Consider the following 13,045-nt stretch of genomic DNA (forward strand, 5'->3'; position numbering starts at 1 on the left):
AGTAGAAAAAGGGTATATTTTTAATATGAGGTGATAGAGAAAAATGACTTATAATATAGAAGATTTATATGAAGCTTATCCAGTTTTAAAAAAAGTTGATAGAAGTTTTAATGGAGTAATAAGTAAAAAAGTAATTTATAAAGAGTTATTAGCCAGTGAACATTTAACTACCAATGGAACTAGTTGTACAGGCTTTTTATTTGTTTTAAGTGGAGATATTAAGATTCAAAGGATAGGATATGATGGTGAAGAAACTAATCTTTATAATATTGGAAGAGGGGAGCTTTGCCATGAGGCATTAAGTTGCTTTTTGAAGTGTGAACCATTAAATATAATAGGAAAAGCAACACAAGATTCTAGAATTTGTATTATACCATTTGATATAGTTGAAAATTACCTTTTGAATAATGTGGATTTTTTAAAAGAAATGTATAGAGACTTACATTCTAAATTTAATTTAATAATTGGGACTAAGGAAGAAGTGAAGCATGAATCATTACAAAAAAGGTTGGTAAAGTTATTAATAAGTAAAAAAAGTAAAAATATTTATGCAACACATGCTGAGATAGCTTTTGAATTAGATTCAGCTAGAGAGGTTATTAGCAGACGGCTTAAGGAATTAGAAAAAGAGGGATATGTAAAACTTACAAGAGGAAAAATACAAATAATAAAAGATTTAAATGAATTAATGTAATCAAGTCACAAAAGTTTTAAAAATTTATGAGTAAACTATAGATATACAAGAGATAAATAAATTTCAAAAACATAAATAACAACATTTTAGGAGGAAAAGTTATGTTTGGATTTTTTAATAGAAATACAGGAAAATCAATAAATGTAAATGATATTGATAGTTTAGTAGGAAAGGTTGAACTTATAGATATAAGAGAGCCTTATGAATATAATAGTGGTTCAATTGTTAGTGCAAAGAATATTCCGATGAAAACCCTTTTAGGAAATCCATCAAAATATTTATCTAAGGATAAAGAGTACTATATAATGTGTCAATCAGGAGGAAGAAGTTCTATGGCATGTAGTGAGCTAGCTAAGATGGGATATGATGTTATTAATGTATCTGGTGGTATTGGGTCATATTTAGGAAAAAATAGAAATTAAAGAGGTGATATTGAGATGAATAAAAAAATTTTAATTGTAGGTGGAGTTGCTGGTGGGGCATCTGCAGCGGCTAGGTTAAGAAGAAATAGTGAAAAAGATAAAATCATAATGTTTGAAAAGGGGTCTCATGTATCATTTTCAAACTGTGCACTTCCATATCATTTAAGTGGAACTATAGAAGCACCAAATAGATTAGTGCTTATGAGTCCAGAAAAATTTAAGGCTCAATATAATATTGAGGCGAGGGTAAATAGTGAAGTTGTATCAATAGATAGACAAAATAAAGAGATTGAAGTGAAAAATATACTTACTGGAGAGGTATATAGAGAGAAATATGACAAACTTATTCTTTCACCAGGAGCAAGACCAATAGTGCCTAATATTCCAGGTATAGAAAATGTTAATGTATTTACTATAAGAAACGTTATTGATATTGATAAATTAAATAGATTTATTAAGGAAATAGAAGTTAAGGATGTTGCTGTAATTGGTGGTGGATATATAGGAGTTGAAGCTGCTGAAAATTTAATTGAAGGCGGATATAACGTTTCATTAATAGAAGCAACATCTCAAATATTAAAACCTTTTGATTATGATATGGTTCAAATTCTTCATAAAGAGATAATGGATCATGGGATAAATTTAATAATTGAAGATAAGGTTATGAGTTTTGAAAAGGATAAGATCGTTTTAGCTTCAGGAAAGAAGATAGATGCAAAAGCTGTAGTTATGGCAATCGGTGTAACTCCAGAAGTTGAATTAGCAAAAGCTGCTGGATTAGAAATTGGAGAAACTGGAGCAATAAAAGTAAATAGTAATTATAGAACTAATGATGAAGATATATATGCAGTAGGAGATGTAATAGAAGTATATAATGCATTAACTTGCATGAGCACAAAATTATCATTAGCGGGTCCTGCACAAAAAGCTGCTAGAACAGTAGCAGATCATATAAATGGTAAAACAACTGCTAATAAAGGATACATTGGATCATCTGCCATTAAAGTCTTTGATTATAATGCAGCATCAACTGGATTAAATGAATCTTTAATTAAAGTTTTAGATATGAAGATAAAATATGATATAGTTAGAATTATTCCGTCAGATAAAGTAGGAATAATGCCTGACTCATCACCAATGCATTTTAAGCTTATATTTGAAGTTCCTACAGGAAGAGTGTTAGGAGCTCAAGCTATAGGTAAAGGCGATGCAATAAAAAGAATTGATGTCATAGCTACAGCTATTAAGTTTGGTGCTACAGTAGAAGATTTAAAAGATTTAGAATTATGCTATGCACCACCATTTGGAACAGCAAAAGATGTAGTTAATTATGCTGGCTATGTAGCATCAAATCTTTTAAATGGAGAATTTAAACAAGTTAATGTTGATAAAGTAAGAGAACTGGTTGAGGAAGAAGCTTATATAATTGATGTTAGGGAAAGAATGGAATATGAAAATGGTCATATAAAAGGAGCGATTAATATTCCATTAAGTGAATTACGAGATAGAGTAAACGAAATACCTAAAGATAGACCTGTATATTTACACTGTAGAACAGGACAAAGAAGTTATAATGCAGTATTAGCCTTACAAAATTTAGGGTTTGGCAATGTAGTAAATATTACAGGAAGTTATTTAGCATTATCTTATTATGAATATTATAATGATATAGCTAAAAATAGAGAAAGTATAATGACAAAGTATAATTTTAAGTAATTGCACACTAAATAGGAAAGTGTAGCATTTATACTATTTATAAAATTTATTGTGACAAAATAAAGAATTTCAAATATAATATATAATATATTACAAATTCAGAGATGAGGGAGAGTAGCGAAATCAAGCTTCATTAAAGAGAGTTAGGGATGGTGAGATCCTAACAAGAAGAAATTTTGTGAATGGGCCTCTTAGAAGTAAAGGGAAATACAGTTTTGTAAAGTACTGGCACCGTGAGCTGCACGTTATAGCAGATAGAATATGTTAGTATTCGAAATTGAGAGGCTTATTATATTTTTATAATAGCAATTTAGGTGGTACCGCGGATTATAACTCCGTCCTATTTTTATAGGACGGAGTTTTTTTATTCTATATTTAATTATAGGTGTTTATTTTGGAGGTGAGTTTATGGTTTGAAGTTTCTTATCAAGTAAAGAAGACTTGGAAGTAATTAAAAAAGAATATAAATATATTTGGAGGAATAATAAAATGAAAAGAAATAGTAATACAAAAAAAATAGTTATCAATGCTTTACTTTTAGGAATAGGAGCGATTTTACATCAAATTACACCTGCTTTAGGAATACCTATGCAACCAGATTTTGCATTAGCTATGTTGTTTATTGTAATGATTATAAATTTTGGAGATTATAAAACATCATTAATTGCTGGAATAGTAACTGGAATTTTTACTGCTTTAACCACAAAGTTTCCTTTAGGACAAGTTCCTAATATAATAGATAAGATAGTTACAGTAAATCTAATATATATCTTAATGATATTTATGAAACAATTCGTAAAAAGAGGATTTGAAATTAATAATATGAAGTTAAGTATAATAGCAATAATATTTAGTTTAGGAACTTTAATTAGTGGCACAACATTTTTAGTATCAGCACAAATTTTAGTTGGACTTCCTATGAATTTTGGAATACTATTTACAACTGTAGTATTGCCAGCAGTAATAATAAACTCAATAGCAGGTATATTCTTATTTAAAATAGTAGTTTCTTCATTAAAAAGAATTGCTATATAAATCTACAATTTAAAATGAACACTTGTGACTTAATTATATTTAATTTTACTTTTCTATTTAAACAGTATATTCTTATAATAAAGAAGGAAATATAAAAAGAGGTGTGTAGTATGATAAGTGTATGTCCAGAATGTTCAGGAATAAATATAGATAGATTAGAAAAGGAATTTGGAAAAGATAATATTGATTATAGATGTATTGGAGAATGTGGAGGACGAGATGGAATAGTACTTGGATATACTAAAAGAACATTTATCCAAGCTGAAAGCGATGATGAGTTTATTGAAATAGTAAAAAAATTATAGTATGTACAAATAAAAGGAGTTGTTATTAACAACTCCTTTTAAGTGTTAAAAAGATATTATTTTATCCCCACATTGTGAAGCCACCTAAGTGACCAATAAATGCACCAACGATTCCGATTACAAGTAAAAGAGCTATACAAGTAACTGGCTTCCAACCTTTCTTCTTAAGTAAGAAGAATAATAATAATGTTAAAGCTAGAGGAATCATTTGAGGTAATACACCATCTAATATAGCTTGAATATCGATTGGAGCTTCACCATTTGGTATTACGATTCCTAATTTAGTTGCACCATAGTTAGAAGTTAAAGCACCAACTATGAATACACCTAGCATAGAAGCAGCACGTGTAAATTCTTTAGCATTCTTAGTTAAAATATCAATTGCCTTAGAACCTAGGTTGTAAGACCAGTGCATTAACCAATATCTTACACCAAATTGAACAGCATTGAAGATTAATAAGAATAATATTGGACCAGCTAGTGAACCATTGATTGCCATATTAGCAGTGATACCAGCAGTAATTGGAACTAGTGTAAACCAGAAGATAGCATCTCCGATTCCACCTAAAGGTCCCATAGCAGCAACTCTTACGGCTCTGATAGTATTTGTATCTGCTTTTTGTTGCTCTAAAGAAAGAATTATACCCATAACGAAAGTTACTAAGAATGGGTGAGTATTAAAGAATTCTAGGTTGTGTTTCATAGATTTAGATAAATCATCTTTATTAGTATGAATTTCTTTTAATCCAGGTAATATACCATATAACCATCCTGCAGCTTGCATTCTTTCATAGTTAAAAGAAGCTTGTAGGAATAATGAACGCCAAACCATTTTGTTTAAAGTTTTCTTGTCAAGTTGTTTAGCTGGAGTTAAATCTTTATATTGAGTTGAATTAAATTCCATCTTCGTCATCTCCTCCCCCTACTGGTGCATAAGCTGCACTGCTCTTCATTTTTACGTTAGTTTGGAAGTCATAGATAGCAACAGCGATTCCGATAAATGCGATAATTAATAGAGCTGAACCACTTAATCCGTCTATCTTTCCAATTATTGTTGCTAGAGCAAAACCAGCGAAGTAAATACCCCATAAATCGTTTGATAACATGATACGTAAAAGTATTGCAAATCCAACATAACGCATCATTCCACCAGCAGCACTAAGTCCGCTCATGAACCAAGCAAATTGTTCAGATAATGCAGTTAATGTTTTACCAGCAGCAGCACCACCGATTAAACCGATAACAACTACTAAAGCAAAGAATAATCCTAAAGCACCCATTGCTAGATAGTTAAGATTTTCAATTCCTTTTGTATTCGCATCTTCAGCATATTTATCAGCTTTTGACATTAATGGAGACATGATTGTGAATAGTAAAGTTACACAATATTGTCCGATTAATGCGAATGGAACAGCTAGTCCAACAGCTGCAGCTGGATCTAGTTTAGAAGAAATAGCAAATACAACTGCCATTATTCCACCAATAACAGCATTTGGAGGTTGAGCTCCTCCGATTGGCATATTTCCGATTGTCATTAATTGATAAGTACCACCTACTATAAGACCGGTTTGTAAATCACCAAGAATTGCACCGACAACAGCACCAGATACAATTGGTTGGTATAATGATTCTAAGAAACTGAATTGGTCTATACCTGCAATAAATGCAAATACTGCAACCAATAAGATTTGTACTACATTAAAATCCATTATTGTAATCCCCCTTATTTAATATTTAGTTTTTTTATAATGACCTTAAAAAGGTATTATTTGAATAGTTTATCAAGGCTTTCTGCACTTTCAGTAGGAACTCTTCTAATTTCAAGTTCTACACCTAAGTCTTTTAATTTTCTAAATGCTTCTACGTCCTTATCATCTACTGCGACAGAACCAGCAACTTGTCTCTTACCTTGAGCCATATGCATATTTCCAATATTAACTTTCTTTATTGGAACACCGCCTTCAACTAGCTTTAATACATCAGAAGGAGTTTCGCAAACTATGAAGATAAATTGCTTTGCGCTAGCTTTGTGAATTGTGCTTATAGTTTTTTCAAGAGTCCAGTAACGAGTTGAAGCATAAGATGGAGCAGCCATATCCATTAAACCTTGTCTAAGCTTGTCCCCAGCAACAACATCGTTAGCAACTAGAATTAGGTTTGCTCCGATGGAACTACACCATTGAGTTGCAACTTGTCCATGAATTAATCTGTTATCTATTCTTGTTAAAACGATATTTGGCATATTTTCACCTCCTTTATTAACAAATTGTAAAAAGTTATTAACTCTTTATATTTATTATAAAACTAACAAAAGATGGAATCTTTGGATTTTTTAATAATTGTTTTATGTTTTTTAACAACGTTTACAAAAAGGTTAAAAATACGATGATTTTTTTATGTTAAATATAATTTCAAAGCATAAAACGCGAAAAATAGGCATTATTGTAATGATAGTAAATAATTGACAAAGATTATAATTATATTACAATATAGTTGTATAAAAGAATAGAATTAAATAGGGTATTTATATATTTATCGTAAGGGTTTTTATTAAAAATATTATGTATATCATAATGAAGTGAAATTATGAATATATTATGTTAGGACAACCTTCCGTTGAGAAGATTTTCGAGTTCCAATATGATAAATATTTAAAATGAGAGAGGGGATTTGCTATGTATGATAAAACATCAAGCGCTCAATTTAAAAAATACGGTTCTATTTATGATGAACCAAAGGATCTGCATAGTGATGAATTGATACAAAGGGAAGTGGTAACTACTGATAGAGTAATTTCTAGTTTGTATCATTTTTCAGAACCAGTGTATGTAGAGGTCAAGGATGGAATGGCTTATATATTAATTGGTGATTCAAGTGATGGAGAATTTAAATTATTTGGAATACATAGGAATTTAGAAATTAAGGCTAATATGTATTTCAATATAATTCCTATGATGGATCAGGTAAAATTTAATTTAATAATTCCACCTAACTATAATTTAAACATTGAATTTCTAAATCCACCATATGAGTATAATAGAATTTTACCAACAATTAATATACCAGAAATAATGGCATATTATTATACAATAAAAAGTCCAAACTATAAGTTTAAAGGTGAAAGACATAATATATATGAATTAACCTTTGTAGATAACGGAACATTAGAAACATCAATTGATAATGTAAGTTATACTTTGAATTCTTATGACTTGATTATTTATGGAAAAAATCAGCTTCATACTCAGAATGTAAATAGCGATTCATCATGTTCATACTTAACTGTTATGTTTGATATGGAATGTAAAGATGATAGTTTAATTTGCAATAGAGTATTTCACTGTAGAAAAGAGTTATACAAGGCAATAAGAACCTTTGCAAAAAATATATCATCTACGTTGCCTTATACGCAGAATTTAATATTAAGTAATTTTCATGAAATAATTATTAGATTATTCCAGTATGATTATTTAGGTACAGAGTCAGATAAATTACCCACTGAAACTCAGCAATATTTTCAAGACGAACTATTAGAAGGAATTTTAGCTTATATTGATAAGATGGTCTGTGAACCTATTACAATTGAAGAACTTTGTGGTAAGTTTTCAGTATCTAGGTCTTCATTACAAACATTATTTAAAAATAATTTAAATACTTCGCCTAAAAAGTATATTAATGATTTAAAGTTAGCTAAAAGTAAACTATTAATAAAAGAAAATAAATATACTATTAGTGAAATAGCATTTATGTTAGGGTTTAGTTCAATTCATTACTTTTCAAGAGCTTTTACTCAACACTTTGAGATAAGTCCTAGTGAATATGCACAAACTGTATTTAAGTCTTAATTAAGCAATTGAAATAAAGTGCGAGGCACTTTGGTGAAAAGTTTGACTTCGTAAAAGGGGAAAATGTCACTGACGTGACAGTGAAAATATTGCCTATGGCAATAGTAAAAAGTGTCTACATTAGTACCTTTCACTTTAAGTTAAGTTAACTTTTCCCTGCTACGCTAGTAGCCTTTTCACTTCGTGAAGTCGACCTTTCACCAGTGAGCTTCGCTCGCACTTTATTTTTTAAGCAACACTTTGAATAGCATATCTAGATACAGTAACTACTACATTTTTAGCAACTTCTACATCTACAGTATCATTTCCTACTTTAACTACTTTACCATAAACGCCACCACAGAACATAACTTTAGTTCCAGGTTTTAATTCAATATGAAATTCTTTAATTTCAGATGTTCTTTTTTTAAGGTTTTTTGCTGAGATAAATAATAATATCATAGCTGCTATTCCTACTAATACTGCTACTGTGATACATGTCCACATAACAACTTCCCAATTTATCATATTAGATACCATCCTCGCATTCAACATCTTCATGTACAATAAATTCAAATTTTAAAATTCCGCTTCTTCCAACTTCTAAAGCACTTTCTGATAATAAAGATAAATCATCTATCATATCTTTAGTCATAGATATTTCAAGGGCCATAGGTAAATTTGTTCCACCTATTACTTCCATAGGTTTATTAATTTCTGTTTTCACTTCAACTAGAGTTTTAAAAGGTGAACCTCCAGCTAAATCAGCAAGAGCTAAGATACTATCACAATTATCTAAAGATTTTAAAGAAGTATAGTATTTTTCTTTAAGAGTTTCTGTTGAGTCTGTTTCTTCAAAATCTACATATTCAACATTAATTGGTTCCCCTGCAATTAGTTTTAAAGAAGAACGTAAACCTGATGCAAAGTTTCCATGACCACTAATTATTAATCCAACCATATTTATTCATCCTCTCTCAATTCCTTATAAGTTATTTTTATTTACAAGTATATGGATATAACGTAACACCTTTAACAACACGGTTTACCTCTCCAGATGGGCAAGGGTTATCTGGTGTTAAATCCATTGATAAAGATTTTAATACTGCTAAAGTTTGTGCAAATGTAATATACGCTAAACCTAACTCAGCATTATTTGCATTTGAATTAATATTATAAGATACTGTGTAATCGGCTAAAGTGTCTAATTCTTCTGAATGCTTGTCTGATACAACTACTAACTTATTATTCTTTCTTTGTGAACTGATCTCTCTAATTAAATCTAATTCATATTTATAAGTATATTCATCGTTACTAACATAAACGACTGTTAATGTAGAATCATCAATGATAGATTTTGGACCATGTCTGAATCCTAATGGAGTATCAAACACTGCAACTGTTTTTCCAGCAGTTAATTCAAGCATCTTTAATGAAGATTCTTGTGATATACCTTTTAATGTATTGCTACCTAAATAAACTATTCTTTCAAAATTAAATTCATCAATTATTTTAGATGCAATTTTATAATTATTATCTAAGAAATTTTGAGTAGAAGAGCAAACTTTATTTAAGATGGATTCTTTTTGCTCTAGTTCATCTAGGTTAAAGCAAAGATATGCAGCTAGATACATATTTGAAAAACTAGAAGTCATAGCAAATGATTGATCATGAGTTTCATCAGTAAGATTTATTGCATAGCAATTATCAAGTTCATCTGCCATTTTAGAAAGTGCACCATCTTTATTGCAAGTAATAAATAAATTATATAAATTATTACAAACTACAGAAGCAGCTTCAACAGCACCTATTGATTCTGGAGAATTACCTGAACGTCCAAAGCTTACTAATAATGTTGGCTTAGTTTTTGAAAGATAATTTTCAGGTGTAGCAACTATATCTGTTGTTCCATAAGATTTAACTTTGTAATTTAATTCCTTATTTAAGTAAGAATATAATGAGTTACCAATAAACTCACTAGTACCAGCACCGGTTAATATAACATCAAAGTCATCACATTTGATAACTTTATCTATAAAAGATTGTATAGCTTGTTTGCTTTCTTTAATTTGATTTAATGTTTTTAACCATGTTTTAGGTTGTTGGTAAATTTCTTTTAAAGTAAATGAGGAAAGTGTTTTCTTCATTTGCTCTTCATTAATATTAAATATATTCATAAAAATATCCCCTCCACTGTATTTTAAACTTTATAAATTTTAAGCTGAGCTTTATTAATTTTAATTATAATGAAGAGCTATTTAAATACAATGGAAGTGCTGAAAGATATAATATGTATGTTAAAAAGTGCAAATATTAGAAAAATAAACTTATGTATAATTAAAGTAATGATATACAAGGAGGATGACTATGTTAATACAAAGTAAAAAAGTTTGGATAGCAGATCAATTTATTCCAGCTCAAATTGAGATTGATTATAATAAAATAATTAATATTTATAACTATAATGAAAAGAGTGGAGCTCTAGATTATGGTGATAGGAGAATTGTTCCAGGATTTATAGATGTTCATTGTCATGGAGCATATGGCTTTGATACAAATGATGCTAATGAACAAGGTCTTAGAAATTGGACAAAGGGTATAGTTAGTGAGGGAGTTACATCAATACTACCAACAACTATAACTCAAAGTAATGAAGTTCTTACTAAAGCTGTGGCTAATGTAGCTAAGGTTGTAGAGGAAGGATATGATGGAGCCGAAATATTAGGAATACATTTTGAGGGACCATATCTTGATATGGAGTATAAAGGAGCTCAACCGAAGCAGTTTATTACTAAACCTACAGTAAGAGAATTTCAAGCTTATCAAAGAGCAGCAAAAGGATTAATAAAATATGTAACTTTGGCAACTGAAACGGATGAGGATTATGAGCTTACAGAGTACTTGTTTAAAAATGGAATAGTTGCAAGTATAGGACATTCTGCAGCAACTTATGAAGAAGCTGTACTTGCTTTTGCACATGGAGCTAGATCACAAACCCATGTATATAATGGAATGACTCCATTTAATCATAGAAAAAATGGACTAGTTGGAGCAGCTTATAGAATTAAAGGAATGTATGGTGAAGTTATTTGTGATGGAAATCATTCAACTTTAGCAGCTCTATATAATTTTTTCAATGCTAAGGGACCAGATTACGGAATTATGGTTACAGATGCATTAATGGCTAAAGGGTATGAGCCTGGAACTAAATTTATTTTTGGTGGAAATGAAATAGAAATATATGAAGATGGTAGTGCTCATTTAGTTGATACTAAAGGATTGGCTGGATCTACATTAAGGATGAATGAAGGTCTTAGAATATTAGTTGAAGAAGCGATGGTACCATTTAATTATGCAATTAATGCATGTACTGTAAATCCTGCAAGATGTTTAGGAATTGACAACCGTAAGGGAAGAATAGGGGTCGGGTATGATAGCGATTTGGTAGTTCTTAATCATGACTATTCCGTACATCAAACATATTGTTTAGGAAAGGCGATGTTGTAATGAAGAAACATGTTACTAATTTGGCAGGAAATAATTTGTATTTAGACGTATATGGAAATACGGTTTATTACAATATCTTTGATAAGAAAGGCTATATTATATCAAAAGAAGTAGAGCAAAAGTTTAGATTGTTATATTACAGATATTCAATTATTGTTATAGTTTTAATCTTATTAGGAGACTATTTTAAGTCATTACAGAATACTCTTATTATAGGAGTTGGAGCTGTAGTTTTAGTAGAACTATATTTTAGAGGAATATATCTAAAAAAGCTAAAATCAATAAAGGATTTTAAGAGAGATAAAAAGGTTTCTAAGTTAGAAGTTATTGTTAGAAGCAAAGAAAAAGAAAAAATAGTGATGAAAGCATGTGCATATATGCTATTAAGTATATTAATCGTACTAAATGCAATACAACAAAACTTTAATATAGTTTTTATGATTTTAAGTGGAATAGTAGCTATATATAGTATCTATTCAGGAGTTCTTAATATAGTAGCTGTTAATAAAATGAAAAAAATATAAATTTAGCATATACAAAGTAAAAATCGAGGGAGAAGAGGTATTATGGAATTAATTACAACTAAACAAATTTTAAAGCAAGCTCAAGAAGGGAATTATGCTATAGGCGCATTTAATGTTGAAAATATGGAGATGGTTATGGCTGTTATTAGTGCAGCTGAGGAGATGAATGCTCCTGTTATAATGCAAACTACTCCATCTACAGTAAAATATGCAGGTCTTGATTACTTTTTAGCAAATGCAAAGGTTGCTGCTAGTAAAGCGAAGGTTCCAGTAGTTATGCATCTAGATCATGGGTCAAGCTTTGAGTTAGCAGCTCAAGCACTTAGAGCAGGATATACTTCAATTATGATAGATGGATCTCATAGTGATTTTGAGAGTAATATAGAAATATCAAAGGCAGTTGTAGATATGTGTAAACCTTCAGGAGTAGCGGTTGAAGCTGAGCTTGGAAAAGTTGGAGGCAAAGAAGATGATTTAGATGGTGGAGATGGAGATTTATATACAGATCCATTAGAAGCTAAAGAGTTTGTTGAAAGAACAGGTGTTGACTCATTAGCTATTGCAATAGGAACAGCTCATGGGATGTATAAAGGTGAACCTAAGTTAGATTTAGAAAGACTTTCAGAAATAAGAAAAGTTGTATCAGTTCCACTTGTATTACATGGAGGATCAGGTATTCCAGATTGGAAGGTACAAGAGGCAATTAAGAGAGGAATTTGTAAAGTTAATTATGCAACAGAATTAAGAATTGCTTATACGCATGGAGTAAATACGTATCTTAAAGAAAATCCTGATACAATAGATCCTAAGAAATATAATAAAGCAGGAATTGATGAAGTTAAAAAGTTTGTAATAGAAAAGATAAAAGTTTGTGGTTGTCAAAATAAAGCATAAGGCTAAATGTTGGACAAGTATCGTGTAAAAAGTATCTATGTATAAAAGATATAAAATAGGTTGATAAAGAAAGAGGAACATATTAAATGTTCTTCTTTTTTATAGCTTATGATATAATTTATAT

Annotated in this window: 15 protein-coding genes and 1 other annotated feature; of the genes, 9 read left to right on the plus strand and 6 right to left on the minus strand. The window is 29.9% G+C overall.

What is annotated here, in order from left to right; all coding sequences use genetic code 11:
• Positions 1-43: 43 nt before the first annotated feature.
• From LQE93_RS03310 to LQE93_RS03330, 5 genes are all read left to right on the plus strand, one after another.
• Entirely contained in the window at positions 44-694 is a 651-nt protein-coding gene (locus LQE93_RS03310; protein ID WP_055264197.1) for a Crp/Fnr family transcriptional regulator, read from the plus strand.
• Between the two features lie 101 nt (positions 695-795).
• Positions 796-1,116 carry a rhodanese-like domain-containing protein gene (locus LQE93_RS03315; RefSeq protein WP_055264199.1) on the plus strand — a complete coding sequence of 107 codons (321 nt, stop codon included), beginning with the start codon at positions 796-798 and terminating at the stop codon, positions 1,114-1,116.
• Between the two features lie 15 nt (positions 1,117-1,131).
• On the plus strand, positions 1,132-2,832 hold the full coding sequence (locus LQE93_RS03320) for an FAD-dependent oxidoreductase (RefSeq protein ID WP_231071981.1): 1,701 nt from the start codon (positions 1,132-1,134) through the stop codon (positions 2,830-2,832).
• A gap of 92 nt (positions 2,833-2,924) precedes the next feature.
• Positions 2,925-3,178: a binding site (T-box leader), on the plus strand.
• Between the two features lie 143 nt (positions 3,179-3,321).
• A complete protein-coding gene (locus LQE93_RS03325; RefSeq protein ID WP_055264203.1) occupies positions 3,322-3,867 on the plus strand; it encodes a tryptophan transporter in 546 nt (181 codons plus the stop codon).
• Between the two features lie 110 nt (positions 3,868-3,977).
• The gene (locus LQE93_RS03330; RefSeq protein ID WP_055264205.1) at positions 3,978-4,172 is read left to right on the plus strand and encodes a hypothetical protein; all 195 of its coding nucleotides are present in this window, start codon (positions 3,978-3,980) and stop codon (positions 4,170-4,172) included.
• 61 nt (positions 4,173-4,233) lie between these two features.
• On the opposite strand, the gene LQE93_RS03335 is transcribed toward LQE93_RS03330, so the two are convergent.
• Genes LQE93_RS03335 through agaV form a run of 3 tightly spaced genes read right to left on the minus strand, consistent with a single transcriptional unit; the run spans position 4,234 to position 6,414 of the window.
• Positions 4,234-5,076: a PTS system mannose/fructose/sorbose family transporter subunit IID gene (locus LQE93_RS03335; protein WP_055264207.1), complete on the minus strand. Its 843-nt coding sequence runs from the start codon at positions 5,074-5,076 to the stop codon at positions 4,234-4,236.
• Positions 5,066-5,881, minus strand: coding sequence for a PTS mannose/fructose/sorbose/N-acetylgalactosamine transporter subunit IIC (locus LQE93_RS03340; RefSeq protein WP_055264209.1), 816 nt, complete (start codon positions 5,879-5,881; stop codon positions 5,066-5,068). The genes LQE93_RS03335 and LQE93_RS03340 overlap by 11 nt, the downstream gene beginning before the upstream one ends.
• Before the next feature lie 56 nt (positions 5,882-5,937).
• A complete protein-coding gene (gene agaV, locus LQE93_RS03345; RefSeq protein ID WP_055264211.1) occupies positions 5,938-6,414 on the minus strand; it encodes a PTS N-acetylgalactosamine transporter subunit IIB in 477 nt (158 codons plus the stop codon).
• Positions 6,415-6,847: 433 nt separating this feature from the next.
• Between agaV and LQE93_RS03350 the strand changes: the two genes are divergently transcribed.
• Positions 6,848-8,017, plus strand: coding sequence for an AraC family transcriptional regulator (locus LQE93_RS03350; protein WP_055264213.1), 1,170 nt, complete (start codon positions 6,848-6,850; stop codon positions 8,015-8,017).
• A 228-nt stretch (positions 8,018-8,245) separates the two neighbouring features.
• Here LQE93_RS03350 and yajC read toward each other — a convergent pair whose 3' ends face one another.
• Genes yajC through LQE93_RS03365 form a run of 3 tightly spaced genes read right to left on the minus strand, consistent with a single transcriptional unit; the run spans position 8,246 to position 10,173 of the window.
• Positions 8,246-8,524, minus strand: a complete 279-nt coding sequence (yajC, locus tag LQE93_RS03355) for a preprotein translocase subunit YajC (RefSeq protein WP_055264215.1) — start codon at positions 8,522-8,524, stop codon at positions 8,246-8,248.
• A 1-nt stretch (position 8,525) separates the two neighbouring features.
• Positions 8,526-8,957 (minus strand): PTS galactosamine/N-acetylgalactosamine transporter subunit IIA, encoded by a 432-nt coding sequence (gene agaF, locus LQE93_RS03360; RefSeq protein ID WP_231071983.1) that lies wholly within the window; start codon positions 8,955-8,957, stop codon positions 8,526-8,528.
• A gap of 37 nt (positions 8,958-8,994) precedes the next feature.
• Complete coding sequence (locus tag LQE93_RS03365; RefSeq protein ID WP_231071984.1) at positions 8,995-10,173, minus strand: SIS domain-containing protein; 1,179 nt, start codon at positions 10,171-10,173, stop codon at positions 8,995-8,997.
• Between the two features lie 190 nt (positions 10,174-10,363).
• Here LQE93_RS03365 and nagA point away from each other — a divergent pair, with 190 nt between their 5' ends.
• From nagA to LQE93_RS03380, 3 genes are read left to right on the plus strand one after another with little or no spacing between them, the layout of a single operon-like run.
• Positions 10,364-11,503, plus strand: a complete 1,140-nt coding sequence (gene nagA, locus LQE93_RS03370) for an N-acetylglucosamine-6-phosphate deacetylase (RefSeq protein ID WP_186837807.1) — start codon at positions 10,364-10,366, stop codon at positions 11,501-11,503.
• Positions 11,503-12,027 (plus strand): hypothetical protein, encoded by a 525-nt coding sequence (locus LQE93_RS03375; protein ID WP_055264222.1) that lies wholly within the window; start codon positions 11,503-11,505, stop codon positions 12,025-12,027. The genes nagA and LQE93_RS03375 overlap by 1 nt, the downstream gene beginning before the upstream one ends.
• A gap of 42 nt (positions 12,028-12,069) precedes the next feature.
• Positions 12,070-12,921 carry a class II fructose-bisphosphate aldolase gene (locus tag LQE93_RS03380; protein ID WP_055264224.1) on the plus strand — a complete coding sequence of 284 codons (852 nt, stop codon included), beginning with the start codon at positions 12,070-12,072 and terminating at the stop codon, positions 12,919-12,921.
• Positions 12,922-13,045: the final 124 nt, after the last annotated feature.

Origin of the sequence: Clostridium sp. NSJ-145, assembly GCF_021044725.1 — a bacterium.
Taxonomy (GTDB): Bacteria; Bacillota; Clostridia; order Clostridiales; family Clostridiaceae; genus Clostridium; species Clostridium disporicum_B.